This is a genomic window from Lysobacter sp. Soil_C_59 (assembly GCF_057656415.1).
The window spans coordinates 35685-54677 of record NZ_JBDGKK010000010.1; the positions used below are offsets into that span (position 1 = coordinate 35685).

The following is an 18993-nucleotide window of genomic DNA, read 5'->3' on the forward strand; positions in this document are numbered from 1 at the left end:
CTGGCTCAGTGACCCGGCGCGAAAGGAAAGGAAAGTGCCTCGTAGTACTCGAGCGAATGCGCGGGAGCCGCCTGCCCTTCCGGCAGCGGCCGCTGCGAGAACGTCTGGAAGTAGGCGATGCTGGCGTCGCGCCACCACTGCGCTTCCTTGTGCTGGATCGACAGGAACGTGGCGACCTGGGCGTGGCGCTCGGCATCGATGCGGCCATCCAGTCCGTTCCAGGCCTGCTCCATCTGCTTCACGCTGTCGACGCCGTGGGTGTAGCGGAGGACCAGCTCATCCCACAGCGTGCGGCCGGACTGCGTGCGGTAGTCCCAGGGCACGTGGTGGAACCAGAGCAGGTACTTCTCCGGCACGCGCTTGATGTCGCCGAACTCGCGCGCCACCGGCGGCGCGTACTGGGCCACGGCATTGCTGCCGCTGGCGCTGCGGTCGAAGCCGATGCCGTCGCGGTTGGCGCGGTGGTAGTACACCGATGTCCAGTCGGCACGCGGGCCGCCCGACACCCACGGACCCGGACCGTAGTGGTGGCCGTTGCCCATCAGGTGATGCAGGCCGAGCGGCGTCATGTAGTCGACCACCGCTTCGCGCGAACCCATCATCATCTCGACGATCGGCTTCACTACGTCGGCGTCGTTGGAGAAGGTCATCCGCGTCCATTCCTCGGCGATCGGCCGGGCCTTGAGCGACGGATCCCAGGCCATGCGGCCGAAGACATACCAGTTGGCCTGGTCGAACTGCGATCCGCTCCAGTTGCGGTCCGAACCGATGTTGGCGACGCCGGCCATGCCGGTCAGCGCGTACTTGTGCAGCGAGCCGTCGACCACCTTCGCCACGGTCGAACCCTTGCCGCGACGATGCGTGTCGGCTTCAAGCGTCTCCTCGTACATCGGCCCCAGGTAGGCCAGGTGCGTGGCGAAACCCAGGTATTCCTTGGTGATCTGGAACTCCATCATCAGCGGTGTCTTCGGCATCGCGCCGAACAACGGATGGAACGGCTCGCGCGGCTGGAAGTCGATGGCGCCGTTCTTGACCTGGACGATGACGTTGTCGCGGAACTTGCCATCGAGCGGCACGAACTCGCTGTATGCCTGCTTGGCGCGGTCGTCCGGTTCCTCGTGCGAGTAGACGAACGCGCGCCACATCACTACGCCGCCGTGCGGCTTGACCGCGTCGGCAAGCATGTTGGCGCCATCAGCGTGGGTGCGGCCGTAGTCCTGCGGTCCCGGCTGTCCTTCCGAGTTGGCCTTGACCAGGAAACCGCCGAAATCCGGAATGACCTCGTAGACCTCGTCGGCCTTGTCGCGCCACCAGCGCTGCACCTGCGCATCGAGCGGGTCGGCGGTCTTGAGGCCGCCGACCTCGATCGGCGCACTGAAGCGCGCACTGAGGTACACGCGGATGCCGTAAGGCCGGAACACGCCGGCCAGCGCCGCCGCCTTCTCCAGGTACATCGGCGTAAGGCTCAGCGCATTGGCGTTGACGTTGTTGAGCACGGTGCCGTTGATGCCAAGCGAGGCGTTGGCGCGGGCGTAATCGGTGTAGCGCGGATCGAGGTAGTCGGGCAGCTTGTGCCAGTCCCAGATCGATTCGCCGGCATAGCCGCGTTCGACGTGGCGATCGAGGTTGTCCCAGTGGTTGAGCACGCGCAGTTGGACGTGCGGGGACTGGCGCAGGTCGAGCGCCGCCAGCGGCTGGGCGGTCTGGATCAGGCGCAGGAAGTGGAAGGCGCCATACAGCGCGCCGACATCTTCGTTGGCGGCAATGACCGTGGCCGGGTGGCCGTCGACGCTGACGCTGCGGATCAGGTAGCCCTCGCGGCCGAGGCCCCGCAGCTGCAGGCGAAGCCCGGCAATAAGCGGCGAGGATGCGGGCGTGCCGACGATGACGGCGCCGTCCGCACTGATCGAATCCGACAGCGCAGGCGCGGTGCCCAGCAGCCCGGACAGGCCGCGCAGCAGTTCGGCACGCGTTGCGGCCTGGGTCGGCGTCGCGTCGGGCGCCGCCAGCTGCGAGACGTGCGCGCGGTAAGCCGTGGCACTATCGGTCGACAACGGCTGGTAACGCAGCCACAGGTCGTAGCCGTCCTCGGCGTGTGCGGCCGGCGCGACCGACAGTGTCGCGACCAGGGCCACCATCGCTAACCGAGCAAGGCCCAGGCGCCGGAATGCCTGGCGCAGCAGGCGCCTCGCCCCGGAGATCGCGGTGGCGCTGTCGCTGCGTGGGGCGGTTGTCGGTACCATGTGCTTCGTTGTCATTCCCTGTCCGATGTCACTTTGGTGTGGATTAGAACGTCTGCGCCGACCTAAGCAGAGCTAAGGAAGGAACGTTGGAAAAGCCCAAGAAATCGGTTCGCCGCAAGGGTCGCGCAGTCACCATCGATGAGGTGGCGGCGCTCGCCAACGTTTCGCCGATGACCGTCTCGCGCGTCGTCAACGGCTACGGCAAGGTCCGCGAGTCCACCCGTGAACGCGTCACCCAGGCGGTGCGCGAGCTGGGCTACACGCCCAACCAGGCCGCCAGTTCGCTGGCCGCGGCGCAGGACACGCGCATCGCCCTGATCTACACCAACCCCAGCGCGGCCTACCTGCGCGAGTTGCTGGTGGGTGCATTGAACGGTGCGTCGCGAACAGCCGCGCAGCTGGTCATCGACACCTGGGAGAACTTCGACGCCGAGCAGCAGCGCCATGCCGCGCGTGCACTGGCCAAGACCGTGGCCGGCGCGATCCTGCCGCCGCCGCTGTGCGAGTCCAAGGCGATCGTGTCGGAACTGGTCAATGCCGGCGTTGCGGTGGTGGCGATCGCGTCGGGCCGCTTCAGCCAGGAAATCTCCAGCGTCCGCATAGACGACTTCCACGCCAGTCGCGAGATCACCGCGCACCTGATCGCGCTCGGCCATACCCGCATCGGCTACATCAAGGGCAACCCGAACCAGACGGCCAGCGCGCGCCGCTACGAAGGTTTCCAGGCCGCGATGAACGAAGCCGGCCTCCCGCTGGATTCGGCCCTCGTACAGCAGGGCTATTTCACCTACCGCTCCGGTCTCGACGCCACGGAAAAGCTGCTCGGGCTGCGCAAGCCGCCGACCGCGATCTTCGCCAGCAACGACGACATGGCCTCGGCGGTCATCTCGGTCGCGCACCGGCGCGGCCTCGACGTGCCGCGGGACTTGTCGGTGGTCGGCTTCGACGACACCTCGGCCGCGACCACGGTGTGGCCGGAACTCACCACCATCCACCAGCCCATCGCCTCGATGGCCGATTCGGCGATCGACATCCTGCTGCGCAACATCCGCCGCAAGGATCGCAACACGCGCGTGGTGGTCGACCACGTGCTTCCCCACCAGCTGGTGTCGCGCGATTCGGTCGCGCCGCCGGCCAAGCCGGGCGACGCGACCGGCCAGTAAGGCCCGCATGGCGGGCCTCATGGCGACGCGGAACGGAAGCGGTGGAACCGGAAGCATCCTCCGGCTCAGCCTTCCATCTGTTCCAGTTCCTTGCCCTTGGTCTCGTAGACGTAGCGCAGGACGAAGAACACCGAGATGATCGCGGCGACCGTGTAGATGCCGTACGCGCCGGCCAGGCCGATGCTGCCGAGCAGCATCGGGAAGGTCACGGTGATGGCGAAGTTGGACGTCCACTGCGCCGCACCGGCGACCGCCAGGCCCGAGCCGCGGATCTGGTTGGGGAACATCTCGCCCAGCATCACCCACATCACCGGGCCCCAGGACGCGTTGAAGAAGATCACGTAGACGTTGGCCGCGACCAGCGCCAGCGTGCCCATCGAATCCGACAACGCCAGCTTGTGGTTGGCGTCGATCGAACCGGTGGTGAAGGCCCACGTCATCAGCGCCAGCGACACCGCCATGCCGGCCGAGCCGACCCATAACAGCGGCTTGCGGCCGATGCGATCGATCAACAGCACCGTCACCAGGCAGGCGCCGATGCTCAGCGCACCCGACAGCACGTTGATCAGCAGCGCGTCGCTTTCGGAGAAGCCGACCGCCTGCCACAGCACCGCGCCGTAATAGAAGACGACGTTGATGCCGACCAGCTGCTGGAACGTGGCCAGGCCGATGCCGATCCAGACGATCGGGCGGATCTTGCCGGTGGCCTTGTTGATCAGGTCCGACAACTGCGGGCGGTGATGGTCGGCCGACAGCGATGCGTCGATCTCGGCCAGCTTGGTCCGCGCCTCCGCCGCGCCGTAAAGCCGAGTGAGTACCGCCAGTGCATCAGCCTGGCGCTTCTTCACGACCAGGTAGCGCGGGCTTTCCGGAATCGTCATCAGCAGCACCAGGAACAGCAGCGAGGGAATCGCCTGCACCCAGAACATCCAGCGCCATGCCGCCTGTCCCAGCCACAGTCCCTCGGTCGAGGCACCGGCGGCCTTGGCCAGCAGGTAGTTGCTGAGGAAGGCGCAGAACAGGCCGCCGATGATCGCGATCTGCTGCACCGTGGCCAGACGGCCGCGGTAGCGCGCCGATGCGACTTCGGCGATGTACGCCGGCGACATCACGCTGGCGGCACCGACGGCGAAACCGCCGAGCACGCGCGCGATGACGAACATCGTCGATGTGGCCGCCGCGCCGGCGCCAATGGCCGACAGCAGGAACAGCACCGCCGAGATGATCAGCACCGAACGTCGGCCCCAGCGATCGGCCAGGCGTCCTGCGAAGAACGCGCCGATCGCGCAGCCCAGCAGCATCGAGGCGACCTCGAATCCGAGACCGGCCTTGCTTGAACCGAATGCCTGTTGCAGTCCGTCGACGGTGCCGTTGATCACGCCACTGTCGAAGCCGAACAGGAAGCCACCGATGGTGGCCACGCAGCTGACCAGGATGATCAGGCGGGTGTTCTCGGCGTCGTGCTTGGACGTGGCGTTTTCGAGCGTGGCGCTGTTCATGGCCTACCCCTCATTGTTGATCCGGCCCCCTGTCACCGCGCGTGGCGCGGTGACCTTCCCTTCTTCCCTTCCCCCGTTGCCGGAACGGGGGAAGGCTTGTGCCGCTCAGCGCATCAGGTACTGATTGAGCAGGTTCTCGTAGCGCTCCTGCTTGCCGCTGATCTTCGCAGGCTCGGCCTTGCCTGCAAGTGCACTAAGGGCGGCGAGGTCCAGCTTGCCGGCGGCGAAGTCGTTGCCTGCCCCCTTGTCGAAGCTGGCGTAACGTTCGGCGCGCCACTGTTCCCACGGCGACCTGGTCAGCAGCGCGTGCGCCACTTCCAGGCCGCGTGCGAATGCATCCATGCCGCCGATGTGGGCCAGGAACAGGTCGTCGGCATCGGTCGACTCGCGGCGCACCTTGGCGTCGAAGTTGAGGCCGCCCGGCTGCAGGCCGCCCTGGCGCAGCACCACCAGCATCGCGCCGACGGTGTCGTACAGGTCGGTCGGGAACTGGTCGGTGTCCCAGCCGTTCTGGGCATTGCCGCGGTTGGCGTCGATGCTGCCGAGCATGCCGGCATCCGATGCAACCTGCAGGTCGTGCTCGAAGGTGTGGCCCGACAGCGTGGCGTGGTTGGCTTCGATGTTGAGCTTGAAGTCCTGGTCCAGGCCGTGCTCGCGCAGGAAGCCGACGACGGTGGCCGAGTCGAAGTCGTACTGGTGCTTCATCGGCTCCATCGGCTTGGGCTCGATGAGGAAATTGCCCTTGAAGCCCAGGCTGCGGCCATAGTCGCGCGCCATCGTCAGGAAGCGGCCGAAGTGCGCCAGCTCGCGCTTCATGTTGGTGTTGTGCAGCGAGGCGTAGCCTTCGCGGCCGCCCCAGAACACGTAGTTCTCGCCGCCCAGCTCGACCGTTGCTTCCAGCGCGGCCTTGACCTGCACGGCAGCGCGCGCGACCACGGCGAAGTCCGGGTTGGTGGAGGCACCGTTCATGTAGCGCGGATGGCTGAAGAGGTTGGCCGTGCCCCACAGCAGCTTCACGCCGGTCGCCTTCTGGCGTTCCTTGGCGATGGCGACCATGTGCTTGACGTTCTTCTCGTACTCGCCGATGTCTTCGGCGTCAGGCGCCAGGTCGATGTCGTGGAAGCAGTAGTACGGCACGCCGAGCTTGGTGAAGAACTCGAACGAGGCATCGGCCTTGGCTTCGGCACGCGCCAGCGGCGTGGAAGCGGCATCCCACGGATAGACGCGGGTGCCCGGGCCGAACGGGTCGTGGCCGGCATTGCAGAAGCTGTGCCAGTAGCACACCGCGAAACGCAGGTGCTCGGCCATCGTCTTGTCGCCGATGCGCTTGTTGGCGTCGTAGTGCTTGAACGCCAGCGGGTTGTCGGAATCGCGTCCCTCGAACGGGATGCGGCCAATGCCGGGGAAGTATTCGCGGGCGCCGATGAAGGGAGTCGTCATGGTGGCTGTCACTTTTTCGAGTGTGAGGATGTGGCGGGCCGCTGGCCCGGCTGGCGTCAGGGCTTGGGGTTGTTGGGATTGGCGTGGGACTGCATGGCCGCATCGAGGTGGCGGCGGAACTGGCGGTAATGCGAGCGATAAGCGGAGGCGGCGTTGCCGTCGGGACGTGCGACCGAAGCCGCGTCGGTGCCGACGTGGTCGCGCGCGATAGTCGCGATGTCGTCGCCACCGCCGTTGGCGCGGCCGTGCGCCCACAGCGCCTGCAGCGCGGCACCGAACGCGGCGCCTTCGCTCTGTTCCGGTACGGCGACGGGCAGCTCGAACACGTCGGCCACCATCTGCCGCCACGCAGCGCTCTGGCTGCCGCCGCCGGTGAGGCGGATGGCGTCGAACTGCAGGCCGGCCGCGGTGAGTGCGTCGTAGCCGTAGCGAAGGGCGTAGGTCGCGCCTTCCATCGCCGCGCGATAGACATTGCCGCGGGTGAGGTTGGTCGAATCCATGCCGTGCAGCAAACCGCGCGCATGCGGCAGGTCGGGCGTGCGCTCGCCGTTGAGGAACGGCAGCATCACCAGCCCACCCGCGCCGGGCGCCGTGTCGGCCATGACCGCATCGCCGTCGCGGCTGCTGAAGCCGAACATCCGCGCGACGCTTTCGGTGGCGACGGTGCAGTTCATCGTGCAGATCAGGGGCAGCCAGCCGCCGGTCGACGAGCAGAAGGCCGCCCAGCCGCCGGCGTCATCGACCACCGGATGATCGGCATGCGCGAACAGCGTGCCGGACGTGCCCAGGCTCATGCTGAGCACGCCGGAGGCGACGTTGCCGGTGCCAATCGCCGCCATCATGTTGTCGCCGCCGCCGGCAGCCACGCGCACGCCTTGCGGCAGGCCCAGTTCGTTGGCGATGGATGCTGCGATGGTGAAGCTGGCATCGGCCTCGACCAGCGGCGGCAGCAATGCCGACAGGTCGCGCTGTGCATCGGTCGCGGCGAGCATGCGCGAGGACCAGCGGCGCGTGCGCACGTCGAGCCAGCCGGTGCCGGAAGCGTCGCCGTACTCCATCCAGCGTTCGCCGGTCAGCCAGAAGTTGACGTAGTCGTGCGGCAGCATGATCGCCGCCAGGCGCGAGTAGACCTCGGGCCGGTGCTTGCGCGTCCACGGCAATTTGGAGGCGGTGTAGCCGGCAAGGATCGGATTGCCCGCCAGCGCGATGCAGCCTTTGGCCCCCCCGGCCGCGGCCATGATCTCGCCGCATTCCACCGTGGTGCTGGTGTCGCACCACAGCTTGGCCGGAGCGAGCACGTCGCCAGCGCCATCGACCGGCACGAAACCGTGCTGCTGCCCGGAAACACCGATCGCGCTCACGCGTGCGCGTTGCGCGTGTTCCATGCGCGCGAAGCAGGCTCGGATGGCATCGATCCACCACTGCGCATGCTGCTCGCGACTGCCGTCATCGCCGGCAATCAATTCAAGCGCCTGGCCGTGCGTGGCCACGACTTTGCGTGCCTGCGGATCGTAGGCAATCAGCTTGACGCTCTGGGTACCAACGTCGAGACCGACGAACAGGCTCATGCAGACCTTCCAGAAAAAAAGTTAGCGCTACCACTCTGGACGCATAAAAAAACATCACTGGTGATGCTGGCCAGCCGAGTCATAGGTCAAAGGGGGTCCCGGGACGGATGGTGGAACTCTACCCAGCGTTTCGGCAAATGGCTTGCTGCAATGCGGAATGCCTTTTGAGACAAGCACTTACGATGTGCCACAAGGCGCTCGGGGGCGCGTTCAGATGACGCGGCCGTCCTCGGTGGCGGAGGCGGCGACCAGGTCTTCCGGTCCATGTGCCGCCCTGGCCTGTCAGGTCACCGCTTTCCGGACCGCGAACGCTCGCGCCGGGTTGTCGACCAGGATCGTGCCGATCTGCACTTCGTCGAAGCCGCCCTCGCGCAGCGCCGGGATAAGCGTCGTGAAAAGTGGCAGATAGGGTTTGAACTCGCCGCCACGCGGCTGTCCGGCGTTGTACCAGCCTGCGTCCTGCGACACGAGCACGTGGTCGAGCAGGCCCTCGTCACGCATACGGCCGATCATCGCCAGATAGGCCGCCTCCTGTCCGGGACGGAAGCCATCGAACGAAACCCAGGCACCACGGCGCGCTGCCTCGACATGCTGGTTGCCCTGCACTTCGTTCTGCGCATGCACCCAGATCCAGGCCGAAGGCGCGACACCGGCGCTTTGCAGAATCTCGAGCTGCGCAAAGGCGCATCGCGCATTGCGGCCAGGCGGGACATCAGCCCAAGGACCCGTGTGCGAAGCGATCACGAGACCCGAATCGAGATGCGTCATTGCAGCGGCACGGAGCACCTTGCGTTCGATGTCGCTGAGTCGGTCGTCCTCGATTCCGAGCTTGATGAGGCCCGGACGGATGCCGGTATCACCAATACCTTCGCGCCATTCGACGATCCAGCGCCGGGCGAGCTGTTCGGGGGTTTCGGCCACCACGTAGGGCGGCACGAAGCGACCGCCGGCGGCGACATAGGCGCCGGTGACGGTGAGCATCTGCAGGCCGCTGGCTTGCGCCAGCCGCCGTATCAGCGCCGGATTGCGCCCGAGCGTCGTGGCGGTGCAGTCGACCAGCGTGCGGCAGCCCTGGCGGTGTATCTCGCGGAGATAGGGGAGGACCACCTCCACCACTTCATCCATGTCAGGCGCGATGGGCTTGGCCGTCTGCTCCGCGTAGGGACGCACGTCAGCGAACAGGTGCTCGTGCGCCAGCGTCATACCCAGGTCTGCGGCCGGAATGGGACCCGTCACCGTCATCACGGATGAGCCTGCCTTGCTGGCGGCGCCACCGATACCGGCGCAGCCGGGCAGGCCCCATGCGAGTGTCGACGCCGCCAAGGCGCCGATAAATTCCCTGCGTTGCATCGCGCGACATCCCTTCAGGACCGAGGCGTCGCGATCTTATCGCCATCGTTACCGCTCCGGCCCGCACGCGGCCGTCACGATCGCCCCGGTGGTGTTGCCTGCAACGGACCGCGCCCTACCGGAGCGGCCGCCGCTTCTTCGCGCCCACCGCTCTTCCAGGCTTGATGACGGACTGCAGTTCGCGGGCACCTTCCGCCATGTGCTGCCACAGGCGCGTCGCCACCGGGCCCAGCGGGATGTCGCGCCGGCGTGCAGCAACCAGGGTTTCGGTGACACCCGGAAAGTGGCGGCCGGTGATGTCCAGCAGGCGGCCCTCGCGCAACTCCTGCTCGATCATGAAATGCGGAAGGTGCCCCCAGGCCATGCCCTGCATGATCACTTCCTTCTTCATCGCGTGATCGGCCACGGTGCACTGGTGGGCGCCTTCGACGATCAGCGAGCTGTAATCGGGGGAATGGCGGGCGGTATCGCGGATGACGCACTGGGTGAGTTGGCGCATCTGCTCGTGCGTGATCGCGCCCGTCACCGGGAAGGACAGGAATCCGGGCGCCACCACGGGGACCAGGCGGATGGTCCCCAGCACCAGCGCATCCAGGCGTTCGTCCGAAGCATCGACGCGATGGATGATCAGGTCGGCCTCGTTGTCGAGCAGTCGCTCGATGGGGCCGGTGATCGCCTCGTAGTGCAGGTGCAGTCGTGTCCTGGGGCAGCTCGCGAAGAATCGCCCGAGCAACGCCAGCACTTCCGGTCGTGGGCACAGGTCGCCGATGACGATGCGCAACTGCGTTTCCTCGCCCATCGCCAGCTGCTGCGCATGGACGCGCAGCGACTGGGCTTCGCGCAAGAGCGACTGCACCTGCCGATGCAATGACGTGCCGGCCTCGGTGGGACGTACCCGATAGCCGCTGCGATCGAGCAAGGCGACACCGAGCTGGCGCTCGAGTCGCGCCACTGCACTGAACACCGCCGGATGCGAACGGTGTTGCGCGGCCGCCGCAGCCTGGAAGCTGCCTTCGCGGACGACCGCATCGAAGCACTGCAGGTCATGCAGCGTGAACGCGCTCATTGTCCATGAAACCTACAGATTGAGTAGATTCTTTGTAATATCAATACGGTGGCAGGGCAACTACCTTCTGGTTGCCGCAACAGTTTTGCGGTCCCTCCTCCACTCTTCTTCACGGTCATGAATTCAGCAACGCTCGTTCCGCAATCCGACCGACTCCACCCTTGTTCCGGCATCGCCACGCTCGGCGACGGCGCCCTCACCGCCTACCGCTTCGATGGCGACGTGGAACGGCCTGTGCTGATGTTGTCCAATTCCATCGCAACCAACCTGAGCATGTGGGACGCACTGGTGCCAGCGCTGACCCGCGACTTCCGCGTCCTGCGCTACGACATGCGCGGACACGGCGCCTCGAGCGTTGCGGAGGGGGCCTACTCGCCTGCCAGGCTCGGCCGCGACGTCGTCGAACTGCTCGATGCCCTCGGCCTGGACCGTGTGCATTTCCTCGGCCTGTCGCTCGGCGGCATCGTCGGCCAATGGCTGGGCATCCACGCCGGCGAACGCATCGATCGCCTGATCCTGAGCAACACCGCACCGTACCTGGGGCCGGCACCGCAATGGGACGAGGCCATCTCGGCGCTTGCGGACGCAAAGGACATGCATGCGACCGCGGACAACTTCCTGCACAACTGGTTTCCGGCCGACATGCTCGCCAAAGGCGGTCCTGTGGTCGAAGCGTTTCGTTCGATGGTGCTCGGCACGCACCCGCGTGGACTCGCCGGGGCATATGCGGCAGTGCGCGATACCGACATGCGTCGCACCTGTTCGCTGATCGAACGACCGACGCTGGTCATAGGCGGCGAACATGACGTGGTCACCACTGCCCGCCATGCCGAGCAGATCGCGGCCGCCATCCCGGGCGCCAGGCTCATCCAGCTGCCCACCGCGCACCTGCCGAACGTCGAACGGCCGGAAGACTACCTGTGGGCGGTCACCGGCTTCCTGCTCGGCGACTGAGCGACCACGCGGCGATCAGGCGTTGAACAGCTCCGACGCGTGCGCCGCGGCGCCAAGCAACCCCGAATTCGGATGCACGATGGCCAGGGACGGCACGTCGGCCAGCGCCGAGGAGAAGCGCCCCTTGCTTTCGAACCGTTCGCGGAATGACGACGCCTGCAACGCGGGCAGCAGCTTCGGCACCAGCCCGCCTGCGAGGAATACGCCATCCCATGCGCCGTGCGTGAGCACGAGGTCGCCGGCCATCGAGCCGAACGCGGCGCAAAAGACCTCGATGGCCTGCTGGCAGTTCGCGTCGCCTGCCGCCGCCCTGGCCGTGATCGCCGATGGCTCCGTCGTCTCCTGCGCGTGGCCATGGATCTTGCACACGGCGCTGTAGAGATTCACCAGGCCTGGTCCGGATACCAGGCGCTCGCACGAGACGCGACCGAACCGGCCGATGAGGCATTCCAGCAGGCGCAGGTCCGCCACCGTCACCGGCGCGAACCCGGCGTGACCGCCTTCGGTTTCCAGCGGATAGCACCGGCCGTTGCGCACCAGCAGTCCGCCCACGCCCAGGCCGGTGCCCGGACCGATCACGGCATAGGTGCGCGGCACGCGCGCATCGAACGGGCGCCAGGCCTGCGGCCCGATCGCGACCACGTCGTCGCGTTGCAGGCAGGTGATCGCCATGGCCTGGGCGGCGAAATCGTTGATCAGCGCGACATGGCCGATGCCGAGCGCGCGCTCGGTCTGTTCGCGTGAGATCACCCAGGGGTGGTTGGTGATGCGGACTTCGTCGTCGACGATGCGCCCCGCCACGGCGAAGACCGCGGTATCGACATGCTCACCCTGCATCTGCAGGTAACTGCCGGCTGCTTCGCTGAGCGAAGCAAACCCTGCCACCGGGAATTCACGGACGCTGCCCGCGATCAGTGCGCCACGACTGCCGGCCTCGGCCAGGCCGAAGCGCGCGTTGGTGCCGCCGACGTCGCTGACCAGCACGCGCGTCCCTGCCCGTCTTGCCAACGCGACAGCGTTGTTCATCTGCGCTCCGATGCCGCGACCGGCGGCGTGAACTGGACGGACTTCAGGTCGGTGCCGACGCTGATGGCCTCGATGACGAGCGTGTTGAGCCCTTCGAGCAGCGCCACTTCGCGCGATCGTCCGGTCGTGGCCTTCCCGACCACGACACCGTTGAGGGTGACGCGGGCCTTGCCGCGACTGCCCTGCAGTTGCAATCCATAACGGCCCGCAGTGGCGACCGTGAAGGTGTACTTCAACCACTCGCCCGGCTGCATGTCGGCGACGTGCATGCCGTCCGCGCCGTCGGCCAGGTCGACGCCGTCGTTGCGGTAGGTCCTGGAAGGATTCCAGCCGGTGTCGGGCTTGCCGCTTTCGTTAGCGGACGTGAGGTCGTGGTAGGCAACGCCGTTGCGGCCCATGTCGAAGTCGACCGCTGCGATCGTGCCGCCGTCCGCGCCGATGCGATGGTCCTTGAACGGCACGCTGCGATCGTCTCCCGGCGCGCGCAGCAGGGCATCGACGACATCCGGGTGAAAGGTGTTGTTCTCGTAGCGGATGTCGTGCGTGGCCAGCGTCATCAGCGCCGCTTCCGCCTCGGCCGGTGTCGGCTTGCCGCCTTCGCCGCGCCAGTACGCCAGCACCTTGCCGTAGCCGGGATTGGGCTGGATCTGCAACGGATTGTTGTAGCGGATCTTCTTCATCGGCCAGATCGCCCAACCGATGCCCTCGGCCTCGACCGTCGCCACGGTGCGGGTGAACCAGTCGTTGGAGTTCTCGCCGGTCTCGCCCAGCCAAAACGGCAGGTTCCAGCGTTCGCGCAGCGCCAACTGGTCCTTGAGGGTGTCGCGGCCCGTGCCGTTCCAGTACTTGTGGAAGCTGACCACCAGGTTGTCGTCCCAGGGGCTCGTATCCAGCACGCCGCGGTAGTTGTTGCCCCAGCAATTGCCTTCGATCACGACGATGTGGCGGCGGTCGACCTCGCGGATCGCCTGCGTCGTGCGCACCAGCAGGTCGCGCAGGGGCGCATTGCCGTTCTCGCTGCAGCCGTGCCTGTCGCCGGCGTCGGCGAAACCCCAGTTGGGCTCGTTGATGATGTCGTAGGCGGCAATCGCCGGCTCGTCCTTGTAACGCTCGGCCAGCTTTCGCCACAACGCGACCATCTTGTCGCGGTTGGCCGCGTCGTCCCACAGCGACGGCGTCGCCGGGTCGCGGTCGGAGATGTTGAGGTCGTTGCCCTGCCCGCCCGGCGCCGCGTGCAGGTCCAGTACCAGGTACATGCCGTTGGCCTTCACCCACGACAGCAGCTCGTCGGTGCGGCGGAACCCTTCCTCGCGCCAGGTCTGCTGGCCGCGCACCGGTTCCTCCGACACTGGCGGGGTGTACAGCTCGTAATGCATCGGCAGCCGCACGGAGTTGAAACCCCATGCCGCCAGCGCGTCGATGTCGGCCTTGGTGACGTGGTTGTCGCGCCAGGCCTGGTAGAACGCCTCGGTCTTGTCGAGGCCAATCAGGTCGCTGATGCGGGCGCGGATCGAACGCTGCGTGCCGTTGCCCTGCACTTCCAGCATGTAGCCTTCCTGCAGCATCCAGCCGCCCAGGCCAATGCCGCGCAGGAGCACGACGTTGCCCTGCTCGTCGACGATCTGCTTGCCCTGCGCGCGAAGGAAACCGCCCGCAGTGGCCGGAAATGCGCCCAACGCGAAGCAGGCAACGAGCGCCGCGGCCGCCATGCGGCCCGCCCCTGCCCTGGCCCGGCGGCGGTTGCCACCGGCCTCGCTCGTCGCGCGCATGTGCGCTGCCTCAGCCGGCGCTGACCGGAGCCGGCTCGCGCGGGCCCGGGCAGTACTGGTCGATGTAGGCCTGGTGCTGCGGCAACGCCTTGACGGTACTGTCGACGTTGCGGCGGATGTCGTCGAGGAACCGCTTCAGGTCCGGCTCGCTCATCACGTCGGCGGTCGGGTGGTACTGCTTCGGCATGACTCCCTGCCCCATCATCACCTGCACCCACGAGTTCTCGGCGAACAGTTCCTCTGCCTGGCGGAACACCTTGCCGGTCTCGCGGAACAGGTCGATGCGATGCTTCAGCGTCGCCGGGATCTCCATGTCCTGGATGTCGCGCCAGTACTGCGAGTCGCGGCGGTTGGTCAGGTGGTAGTGCATCACCACGAAGTCGCGCACGTGCTGCAGCTCGGAATCGAGCGTGGCGTTGTACTGGTCGATGTCGGGCTGGGCGACCACCTGCGGGAACATCCGCAGCAGGTGCACGATGCCGCGCTGGATCAAATGGATGGTGGTCGATTCCAGCGGCTCGATGAAGCTGCCGGCCAGGCCGAGCGCGATGCAGTTCTTCTCCCAGCTCTTCTTGCGCTGGCCGGGCTTGAAGCGGACCGGCCACGGGTCCTTGATGATCTCGCCTTCCACGCTCGACAGGAACTCGTGCCTGGCTTCGTCGTCACTCATGTGCTTGCTGGAGTAGACGATGCCGTTGCCGACGCGGTGCTGCAGCGGGATGCGCCACTGCCAGCCGGACTTGCCGGCGATGGCGCGCGTGTACGGCACCGCGTCGCGCACGGCCAGGGTCTGCGTGGCCAGGGCGCTGTCGTTGAACAGCCAGTGCGACCAGTCCTCGAAGCCGACGCCGAGCGCCTTGCCGATCAGCAGCGCGCGGAAACCGGTGCAGTCGATGAACAGATCGCCCTCGACGGTCGAACCGTCGGCGAGCTTGAGCGCGGTGATGAAGCCAGAGGCCTCGTCGGTCTCGACCTCGACGATCTTGCCCTCGATGCGACGCGCGCCATGGTCCTGGCTGAGCTTGCGCAGGAACCGCGCGTACAGGCTCGCATCCATGTGGTAGGCGTAGTTGATGCCGCCGCGCGGCAGGTGCGCGAACTTGTCCTCGAGCGCGGCCTTGAGCTCGACGCAGTAATCCTCGTAGCCGCTGGCGATGCCGAGCTTCTGCCCGCGCATCCAGAAATGCTGGAAGCCGGCGGACCAGTGGTCCTTGCCGCTGATGCCGAAGGAGTGGATGTAGCGATGGCCTTCGTCGAGCCAGTTCTCGAACGAGATGCCGAGCTTGATCGTGCCCTTCACCGCCGACATGTACTCCTGCTCCTTGATGTCGAGCAGGCGATGGAAGGTCACCAGCGTGGGGATGGTGGCCTCGCCGACGCCGACGGTGCCGATCTCCTCGGACTCGATCAGGGTGATGTCGAGCACCTTGCCCAGCGTCCGCGAGAGCGCCGCGGCCGCCATCCAGCCGGCGGTGCCGCCACCGGCGATGACCACGCGGCGGATCGGCTTGTTGCGGAGGTCGGGGCTGTCGTTCGTCATCTGGTATTCCTCAGCGGTTGAGTCGTTGCAACAGACGCGCGCGCAGACTGCGGGCCTGGGATTCATCGAGCGGCGAAAGCACGCGGCGCGCGCTCTCGGGGATGTGGTCGGCGGTCGCCTCGCCGGGCTGGAACACGTAGTGGCGGAACACGTCTTCCCAGTTGGCTCGCTGCGCCGGCGGCAGGTCGCGCACGGTCATGATCGCCAGCATCAGCGCGTTCATCGGCGTGTCCATCCACGCCGGCGTCTGCCGCCACCAGTAATTGACCAGCACGTTGAAGTCTTCCAGCGCTTCCATGTGGTGCCACCACAGGCTCGGGATCAGCACCGCGTCGCCGGGCTCGAGCACCGCCGTCAGCGCGTGCGCCTGCGCATCGCGGAAACGCGGGAAGCGCTCGTAGTCTGGCGCGGCGAAGTCGACCAGGCTGATCGGCTGGCCGGCCGGCGTGTGGTCAAGCGGACCGATGTAAAGGTTGGGCAGCTGGTCGGGCGGGAACAACGTCACCCGGCGGCGGCCGGCGACCACGCACGCGAGATTGTCCGGCACGTCCTGGTGCGCGGCGATGCGGGTGCGGTTGCCGATCCAGATGCTGGCCAGCGGCTCGGCGCCGGGGATCGTCAGGTCGTTGTGTTCGCGGAAGCCCGGCAGCCAGGTATCAATCGTGGTCGAGCCGATATAGATCGCTGGCGAGGCCTCCTGCTGCGCGTACTTCAACAACGTCTTCAGGGCGACACCGAGTGGCACGTGCTCCTGGCGAAAATTGAAGCCGCTGAGGTCGTCGTTGTAGAAGAAGCGTCCGCCGATTTCCGGCGGACCCACGGTGGCGACTACCGGCGGCCCATCGACGCGTTCGAAACCGCGCAGGTAGGCCACGGACGCTTCAGCCGGGCCGCGGCTGGCCTGCACCATCGGCCAGTTCGCTACCAGACCGCGCAGCACCAGCGGTTTGCCCGATTGCAGCAGCTCGGGCGGGATTGCACGCGGATCGACGTCCGCGAGCTCGGCGATGGGGCTAGTGCCCGGCAGCATGGCGGCGGTTCATCCGCGCGATGAGGTCGCGGAAGCGCGAGACCGACGCGACCACCATGTACACCGGCTCCAGATGACCGGCACGGTGCAGCTCGTCCAGGGCGGCGGCGTCGAGCGCGCGCAGCCGCTCCTCGTTGATCGTGTAGAAGCCGACCAGGCGATTGAGCGAACCGTCGTCGAGCTCGACGTCGAGCGTGAACGACTCGATCAGGTCATGCCGCAGCATCGCCGCCATGAAGGCCGGCGTGCCCTCCAGGCCATCGTGCAGCGTCATCAGCACCGAGGTGATGCGGTCGAGGTAGTCGGTGGTGCCGCCCTGGTCGCGGAACAGCATCTCGCCGCGGTCGTTGCGCACGCGCGGATGGTCGAGGTCGATGTGGACCATCAACTGCTCGCCGTCGCGACCGATCAGGAACGGCTGCCGCTCGATGGCGAGCGGCACGTAGGTCGCATCCCAGCGCCCGCCGTCAAGAAAGAGGTTGCTGCCCTGCTTGAAGCCGAACATGGCCACCGGCTGCAGCTCGCCCTGCGCGTCCTTGTGGAACACGATCGGGTAATGCGCCTGGACACTGCGGAACTCCGCCGGGAAGGTCACCGTGAACATGACATCGTCGCCCAGCGCAGCGTCATGGCCGGTATCGATGCGCAGGGACTTGTGGTCGATGTTGTTGAGCAGTACGTGGTTCGGCATGGCCCTGGTGTGTCCTGGCAAACGCGTGAGTACCTATCCTATGCGCGGCGGCTAGATCTTTGACATCCCGCGCGTCATGACGTGATCGAGCATTTCGCGATGCCCCGGCAGCGCGGCCAGCATCTTGCGGGTCAGCTCGGCCGCCTCGCGGAAGTAGCCTTCGGCCTGCGCGGGATCGTCCATGCGCCGCGTCGCCGGACGCTGCTCCGGGTGGAAACCCATGCCGTAGAGGATGTACTGGTAGCTGGCCGAGGGGAACACCTCCTCGATCCTGTACAGGTCATGGCGCGACGGCGGCTGGTGGCGCCACAACTGCAGCAGTTGCTTCAGGCGATCGGGGATCGACTCGGGCCGGCAGTTGTCGCGCCAGTAATCGCTGTCGGTGCGCCCGGTCAGCACGTAGTGCAGCTTGAGGAAGTCGACCACCCGCTCCCAGCGGTACTGGAACGAATCGTTGTAGCGCGCCGCGACGATGTCCATGTCGCTGCGCGTGGCAGGCAGCTGGTCGCTGAGCATGCCGGCCGCAAGTTCCACCAGCACCAGCGATGAGGCCTCAAGCGGCTCCATGAACCCGCTCGACAGGCCGATGGCGACGCAATTGCGGTGCCAGGATTTGGGCCGGTAGCCGGGGCGGATGGTGATCTTCGGCAGCGTGTAGATGTCCTGCTCGCGCCCGCCGGTGGCCTTGACGTACTTCAGCAGTTCGTCGGCCGCCGCCTCGTCGGTGGTATGCGTGCTCGAGTAGACGTGGCCGACGCCGCGGCGCGTCTGCAGGCCGATGTCCCAGACCCAGCCGCTGCTCTGCGCGGTGGAGATGGTCTGGCAGGCGATCTCCTGGCGCGGATCCGCGTACGGAACCTGCAGGGCGATCGCACGGTCGTTGAACAGCACGTGCTTCTGCGACTGGATCTCGATGCCGTAGTGCTGGCCGATCAACAGCGCGCGCATGCCGCTGCAGTCGATGAACAGATCACCCTCGATGGCGCCGTGGTCGCGCGTCTGCAGCGAGGCGATGTCGCCATTGTCGTGCGCGTTGACCCCGGTCATGTGGTCGCTGACATGGCGGACGCCAAGCCGCTCGACGCAGTGCTTGCGCATGAACACGCCGAGCTTGCCGGCGTCGAGGTGGTAGGCGTAGTTGGCCACCGCCGCCCACTCGGGCGTGGAGAACTGCTTGGGTGCCTTGCCGGCCTCGCACAGGTGCGGCTGGAAGCTGACCAGCTTGCCGAACGGCACCTGCGAATGCTTCATCCACCCGGCGACGACATTCGTCTCCAGGTAGCCCTGCGGCAGCACGAAGGGATGGTAGTAGTAGTCGTCGTCGCGATCGACGCGCCAGCGCGCGAACTTCGAGCCCTGCTTGAAGGCGGCATCGCACTCGCGGATGAAATCGGTCTCGGTCACGCCGGTGCGGCGCAACGTGTCGCGCATCGTCGGCCAGGTGCCTTCGCCAACGCCAATCGTGGCGACATCGGGCGATTCGATCAGGGTGACTTTCAGGCCGCCGGCGCTGGCCGCCTGGTGGTCGGCGGCCAATACCGCCGCGGTCAGCCAGCCCGCCGAGCCGCCGCCAAGGATCACAACGTGCTTCACAGCCTGACTCAAATCGTCCCCCTGGCCCCTTACAGCGAACGGGAGCCGCCAGCGTGCCGGC

Annotated in this window: 14 protein-coding genes; 2 read left to right on the forward strand and 12 right to left on the reverse strand. The window is 66.8% G+C overall.

Features of this window, described 5'->3' with window-relative positions; genetic code table 11:
* Positions 1–5: 5 nt before the first annotated feature.
* The gene (locus AC3A3Q_RS16285; protein WP_487587278.1) at positions 6–2138 is read right to left on the reverse strand and encodes an alpha-glucuronidase family glycosyl hydrolase; all 2133 of its coding nucleotides are present in this window, start codon (positions 2136–2138) and stop codon (positions 6–8) included.
* A 191-nt stretch (positions 2139–2329) separates the two neighbouring features.
* Here AC3A3Q_RS16285 and AC3A3Q_RS16290 point away from each other — a divergent pair, with 191 nt between their 5' ends.
* Positions 2330–3406, forward strand: a complete 1077-nt coding sequence (locus AC3A3Q_RS16290) for a LacI family DNA-binding transcriptional regulator (protein ID WP_487587220.1) — start codon at positions 2330–2332, stop codon at positions 3404–3406.
* Positions 3407–3471: 65 nt separating this feature from the next.
* Here AC3A3Q_RS16290 and AC3A3Q_RS16295 read toward each other — a convergent pair whose 3' ends face one another.
* The 5 genes from AC3A3Q_RS16295 to AC3A3Q_RS16315 all read right to left on the reverse strand — a co-directional run bounded on the left by AC3A3Q_RS16295 (position 3472) and on the right by AC3A3Q_RS16315 (position 10329).
* The gene (locus tag AC3A3Q_RS16295; RefSeq protein ID WP_487587221.1) at positions 3472–4905 is read right to left on the reverse strand and encodes a sugar porter family MFS transporter; all 1434 of its coding nucleotides are present in this window, start codon (positions 4903–4905) and stop codon (positions 3472–3474) included.
* 105 nt (positions 4906–5010) lie between these two features.
* A complete protein-coding gene (gene xylA / locus AC3A3Q_RS16300; protein WP_487587222.1) occupies positions 5011–6345 on the reverse strand; it encodes a xylose isomerase in 1335 nt (444 codons plus the stop codon).
* A 56-nt stretch (positions 6346–6401) separates the two neighbouring features.
* Complete coding sequence (gene xylB, locus AC3A3Q_RS16305) at positions 6402–7913, reverse strand: xylulokinase (protein WP_487587223.1); 1512 nt, start codon at positions 7911–7913, stop codon at positions 6402–6404.
* A 282-nt stretch (positions 7914–8195) separates the two neighbouring features.
* Entirely contained in the window at positions 8196–9263 is a 1068-nt protein-coding gene (locus tag AC3A3Q_RS16310; protein ID WP_487587224.1) for a phosphotriesterase family protein, read from the reverse strand.
* 115 nt (positions 9264–9378) lie between these two features.
* Positions 9379–10329 (reverse strand): LysR family transcriptional regulator, encoded by a 951-nt coding sequence (locus tag AC3A3Q_RS16315; protein WP_487587225.1) that lies wholly within the window; start codon positions 10327–10329, stop codon positions 9379–9381.
* 117 nt (positions 10330–10446) lie between these two features.
* Between AC3A3Q_RS16315 and AC3A3Q_RS16320 the strand changes: the two genes are divergently transcribed.
* Entirely contained in the window at positions 10447–11283 is an 837-nt protein-coding gene (locus AC3A3Q_RS16320; protein ID WP_487587226.1) for an alpha/beta fold hydrolase, read from the forward strand.
* A gap of 15 nt (positions 11284–11298) precedes the next feature.
* Here AC3A3Q_RS16320 and glk read toward each other — a convergent pair whose 3' ends face one another.
* From glk to AC3A3Q_RS16350, 6 genes are read right to left on the reverse strand one after another with little or no spacing between them, the layout of a single operon-like run.
* The gene (glk, locus tag AC3A3Q_RS16325; RefSeq protein WP_487587227.1) at positions 11299–12309 is read right to left on the reverse strand and encodes a glucokinase; all 1011 of its coding nucleotides are present in this window, start codon (positions 12307–12309) and stop codon (positions 11299–11301) included.
* On the reverse strand, positions 12306–14078 hold the full coding sequence (locus AC3A3Q_RS16330; protein WP_487587228.1) for a cellulase family glycosylhydrolase: 1773 nt from the start codon (positions 14076–14078) through the stop codon (positions 12306–12308). The genes glk and AC3A3Q_RS16330 overlap by 4 nt, the downstream gene beginning before the upstream one ends.
* Before the next feature lie 10 nt (positions 14079–14088).
* The gene (locus AC3A3Q_RS16335) at positions 14089–15618 is read right to left on the reverse strand and encodes a tryptophan halogenase family protein (RefSeq protein ID WP_487587229.1); all 1530 of its coding nucleotides are present in this window, start codon (positions 15616–15618) and stop codon (positions 14089–14091) included.
* Between the two features lie 10 nt (positions 15619–15628).
* The gene (locus tag AC3A3Q_RS16340) at positions 15629–16648 is read right to left on the reverse strand and encodes a cupin-like domain-containing protein (RefSeq protein WP_487587230.1); all 1020 of its coding nucleotides are present in this window, start codon (positions 16646–16648) and stop codon (positions 15629–15631) included.
* The gene (locus AC3A3Q_RS16345) at positions 16632–17339 is read right to left on the reverse strand and encodes a SapC family protein (RefSeq protein WP_487587231.1); all 708 of its coding nucleotides are present in this window, start codon (positions 17337–17339) and stop codon (positions 16632–16634) included. Before AC3A3Q_RS16345 ends, AC3A3Q_RS16340 begins: the two co-directional genes overlap by 17 nt.
* 51 nt (positions 17340–17390) lie before the next feature.
* Complete coding sequence (locus tag AC3A3Q_RS16350; RefSeq protein ID WP_487587232.1) at positions 17391–18932, reverse strand: tryptophan halogenase family protein; 1542 nt, start codon at positions 18930–18932, stop codon at positions 17391–17393.
* Positions 18933–18993: the final 61 nt, after the last annotated feature.